The 5,056-nt window shown below is 70.6% G+C and carries 1 protein-coding gene; it reads left to right on the top strand.

Features of this window, described 5'->3' with window-relative positions; translation table 11 throughout:
* Positions 1–25 precede the first annotated feature (25 nt).
* On the top strand, positions 26–5,056 hold a 5,031-nt coding region (locus tag QYS60_RS25610), incomplete at its 3' end, for an amino acid adenylation domain-containing protein (RefSeq protein WP_371384642.1).

The following is a 5,056-nucleotide window of genomic DNA, read 5'->3' as shown; positions in this document are numbered from 1 at the left end:
CTACCACCGGGCGACTCCCGAGGACGTGACCACCGTCCCGATCGGCGTCCCCCAGTGGAACAGCCGCGTCTACGTCCTCGACCACCGGCTGCGGCCCGTACCGCCCGGCAGGCCCGGCGAGCTCTACCTCGCCGGGGTCCAGCTCGCGCGCGGCTACCTGCGCCGCCCCGACCTCACCGCCGACCGGTTCCTCGCCGATCCGTTCGGCGCCCCGGGCGACCGGATGTACCGCACCGGCGACCTCGTGCTGTGGCGCCTCGACGCGGACGGTGCCGGCTACCTCGACTACATCGGCCGTACCGACTTCCAGGTCAAGTTCCGCGGCCAGCGCATCGAGCTGGGCGAGATCGAGGCGGTCCTGCTCGCCGTCCCGGAGGTCTCGCAGGCCGTCGTGCTCGTGGTGCCGACGGCGACCGGCGACCAGCTCGTCGGTTACCTCGTCGCCGCTCCCGGCCATGCGATCGACACCGATGCGCTGACCGAGGCGCTGGGCCGGGCGCTGCCGTCGTACATGGTTCCGGCGTCGCTGATGGTGCTCGACGCGTTCCCGCTCAACACCAGCGGCAAGCTCGACCGCAGGGCCCTGCCCGAGCCGGTGTTCAACAGCGCCCGCATGTTCCGGGCGCCGCGCACCGCCGCCGAGCGGATCGTGGCCGAGACGTTCTCCGAGGTCCTGGGAGTCGTCGAGGTCGGCCTCGACGACGACTTCTTCGAACTCGGCGGCAACTCGCTCGTCGCCACCCAGCTCGTGTCCCGGATCGGCTCCGCCCTGGACACCCAGGTGCCGGTGCGGGTGCTGTTCGAGTCGTCCACCGTCGTGGGCCTCGCGGCCCGGGTGGCGCGACAGTCCGGATCGGGTGCCCGCCGGCCGCTCGTCGCGGGACCGCGGCCGGACGTGCTGCCGCTCTCGACGGCGCAGCAGCGGATCTGGTTCCTCAACCGGTTCGACGCCGGTACCGCCGCCTACAACCTGCCCTTCACAGTGCGGCTCACCGGTCCGCTCGATCCGGCGGCCCTCGACGCCGCCTTCGGCGACGTCGTGGCCCGGCACGAGACACTGCGCACCGTCTACCCGGCCGTCGACGGGGAACCGCAACAGGTGATCCTGCCGGCCGAACACGTCGACAGTCGTGTCCCCGTCCTCGACATCGCCGTGTCCGATCTGCACGCCCGGGTCGTGGCCCTGGCGCAGCGCGGGTTCGACGTCGCCGTCGACCTGCCGTTCCGGATCGCCCTGTACCGGCTGGCGGACGACCAGTTCGTCCTGGCCATGGTGCTGCACCACATCGCCGCCGACGGATCGTCCTTCGAGCCGCTCGTGCGCGACATCGTTACCGCATACGCGGCGCGGGCGGCCGGCTCCGAACCCGGCTGGTCCGCGCTTCCGGTGCAGTACGCCGACTACGCACTGTGGCAACGCGACGTGCTCGGACTCGAATCCGACCCGGCCTCGATCTCTGCGCAGCAGATCGCCTACTGGACTCGGGAACTCGACGGCATCCCGGATCAGCTCGACCTGCCCGCGGATCGTCCCCGCCCGGCGGTCGCCACCTACCGCGGCGACAAGCGCCGGTTCCAGATCTCGGCCGAGACCCACCGTGGTCTGGTCGAGGTCGCCCGCTCGCATCATGCGTCGCTGTTCATGGTGATGCACTCCGCGTACGCCGTCCTCCTGTCGAGACTGAGCGGATCCGACGACATCGCCATCGGCAGCGTCGTCGCCGGCCGGGGTGATCGTCTGCTCGACGACCTGATCGGCATGTTCGTCAACACACTGGTGCTGCGCACGCGGGTCGATCCGGGGGCGCGTTTCGAGGAACTCCTCGACCGGGTCCGCGACTCCGATCTGAGCGCCTTCTCCAATGCGGACGTCCCGTTCGAGCGGCTCGTGGAGGTCCTCAAGCCGCCCCGGTCCACGGCTCGTCATCCGTTGTTCCAGGCCGCGCTGGCCGTGGAATCTCCTGGAACGCGCGATATTTCGTTCTCCGGTGTGCGTGCCACCGCGGCCGAGTTCGACGTGCCGATCGCGAAGTTCGACCTGCAGCTGTGGCTGGTCGAGCGGACCGACGACGAGGGTCGCCCGGCCGGCGTGGACGCCGTGTTCGAGTACGCGACCGACCTGTTCGACGCCGACACCGTCGACGTCTTCGGGCAGCGTTTCGCGCGGATCCTCGAAGCGATCGTCGCCGATGTGGCGACGCCGGTCGGTGACATCGACCTCCTCGCGCCCGAGGAGGAGGCCCGGCTCGTCTCGGTCCGCGGCCCCGAACTCCATCGGGCGGAGCGGCCGCTCGTCGAACTGCTTACGGCCGGAGTGGATTTCGCGCCCGACACGATCGCCGTCCGATGTGGCGAGTCGGCCCTGACCTACCGTGAGCTCGACGAGTGGTCCAACCGTCTCGCCCGCGTCCTCGTCGACAGCGGTGTCGGACCGGAAACGATTGTGGCCTTGGCTTTCCCGCGATCCGCGGAGATGGTGCACTGCGTGTGGGCCGTCGCCAAGACCGGTGCCGCGTACGTGCCGATCGATCCCGCACACCCGGTCGAACGCATCCGGCACATCGTCCGGGACTCCGGCGCCGTCCTCGGTCTGACCACCGCCGGGCACCTGCCGGAGCTGCCCGCGGACTTCGACTGGAACGCCCTCGACGTCGACGAGACCCGCACGGCGATCGAACGGGCTTCCGCCGCATCCGTCGGCGACGCCGACCGCCTCGCGCCGCTGCGTCTCGACCACGTGGCATACATGATCTACACCTCGGGGTCGACGGGCCTGCCGAAGGGCGTCGCCGTGACCCACCACGGACTCGCCGCGCTCGTGCAGGAGAGCGTCGAACTGTACGGCGTCACCGTGCGGTCACGGGTGCTGCACGTGTGCGCACCCAGCTTCGACCCGTCGGTGCTCGAGTGGCTCATGGCCGGCTCCTCCGGCGCCGAACTCGTCGTGACACCCGCGAACGTGCTGGGTGGGATCGAACTGCACGACCTGATCGAGAAGTACGGGGTGACCCATGCCGTCATCACCCCCGCCGTACTCGGATCGGTCGACCCCCGCGACCTCGACACCCTGCGCGTTCTTGTCGTCGGTGGCGACGTCTCCACCGCCGATCTGGTCGCCCGCTGGTCGCCCGGCCGCCGCTACTTCAACGCGTACGGCCCCACCGAGGCCACCATCGCCACCACCCGCGGCGAACTGCACCCGGGGGACCCCGTTACGATCGGCACTCCGGTTGTCGGGGTCGGTGTCCTCGTGCTCGACGCCCGGCTCCACCCGGTTCCGGCCGGTGTGTCCGGGGAGCTGTATCTGACCGGAGACGCGCTCGCCCGTGGCTACCACCGGCGACCCGCGCTGACGGCGGACCGCTTCGTCGCCTCCCCGTTCGGCGCGCCGGGTGAGCGCATGTACCGCACCGGCGACGTCGTGCGGTGGGACGACGAGGGCCGGCTGGTGTACGCCGGGCGGACCGACTTCCAGGTCAAGGTCCGTGGCTACCGGATCGAGCTCGGGGAGATCGACGCCGCCTATCTCTCGCACCCCGCCGTCGACTTCGCCACCACGGTCGGGCACGAAATGCCCTCGGGGCAGACCACTCTGGTCACCTACGTCCACGGCGAGGCGGGACTCGACAGCGAGGAGCTCACCGGGTACGTCGCCGGATTCCTGCCGTCCTACATGGTCCCCTCGGTCTGCGTCGTCCTCGACGCCGTCCCTCTCACCCCGAACGGCAAGGTGGACCGCAAGGCACTGCCCGAGCCGGTGTTCGAGGCGCGGGCCTTCCGCGCCCCCACCACGCCGATCGAGGAGATCGTCGCGGGCACCTTCGAGAGCGTCCTCGGTATCGACCGGGTCGGACTGGACGACGACTTCTTCGAGCTCGGTGGCAACTCGCTCGTCGCGACCCAGCTCGTGTCCCGGCTCGGTGCGGCCCTCGACACCCAGGTGCCCGTGCGGCTGCTGTTCGAGGCGTCGACCGTCGTCACGCTGGCCGCGCGGGTCGAACACCGTGCCGGCGCCGGCCGCCGCATCCCGCTCGTGGCCCGGCCGCGCCCCGACCGGATCCCGCTGTCCCTGGCCCAGCAGCGCATGTGGTTCCTCAACCGGTTCGAGCCCGAGTCGGCCACCTACAACCTGCCCTTCGCGCTGCGGCTGTCCGGTGAACTCGACATCACCGCGCTGCAGGTCGCCGTCATGGATGTCATCGATCGGCACGAGTCGCTCCGAACCGTCTACCCCGAAGGGCCGGACGGGCCGATGCAGGTCGTCACGGACGCCGCCACGGCGGTGCCCAACCTGACACCGACGTCGATCACGGAAGAGAACCTGCAGCAGGAGATCTCGGCGCTCGCGTCCGCCGGTTTCGACGTGACCCGCGAGGTGCCCGTGCGGGCCCACCTATTCGAGATCGACCCGACCGAGCACGTGCTGGCGATCGTCATGCACCACATCTCCGCCGACGGCTGGTCGATGGGACCGGTCGCACGTGATGTCATGGCCGCCTACGCCGCACGCATCGAGTGGGAGCGTCCCGCGTGGCCGCCGCTGTCGGTGCAGTACGCGGACTACACACTGTGGCAGCACGAACTTCTCGGCTCCGAGAGCGACCCGGAGTCGCTGATCGCCGACCAGCTCGCCTACTGGCGTACCACCCTCGCCGGGCTGCCCGACCAGCTCGACCTGCCGTCGGACCGGCCACGGCCGGCACGGCAGTCGTTCCGCGGCGGCACCGAGCGGTTCGTCGTGTCCGCCGAGATCCACTCCGCGCTCGACGACGTCGCGCGCCGGCACGGCACCACGCTCTTCATGGTGGTGCACGCGGCACTGTCGGTGCTGCTGGCGCGGTTGTCAGGGACCGACGACATCGCCGTCGGCACCCCGGTGGCTGGTCGCGGCGAGCAGGAACTCGACAACGTGGTCGGCATGTTCGTCAACACCCTGGTGCTGCGTACCCGGGTGAACCCGGACCAGCCGTTCACCGAGCAGCTCGCCCGCGCCCGGGAGGCCGCGCTCGGTGCGTTCGCGCACGCGGACGTGCCGTTCGAGCGGCTGGTGGAGGTG

Source organism: Rhodococcus sp. GXMU-t2271 (genome assembly GCF_041414735.1).
Classification (GTDB): Bacteria; Actinomycetota; Actinomycetes; order Mycobacteriales; family Mycobacteriaceae; genus Rhodococcus; species Rhodococcus indonesiensis.
Note: the sequence above shows the minus strand (reverse complement) of the source record. Positions and strands in the feature narration are given on the sequence as shown.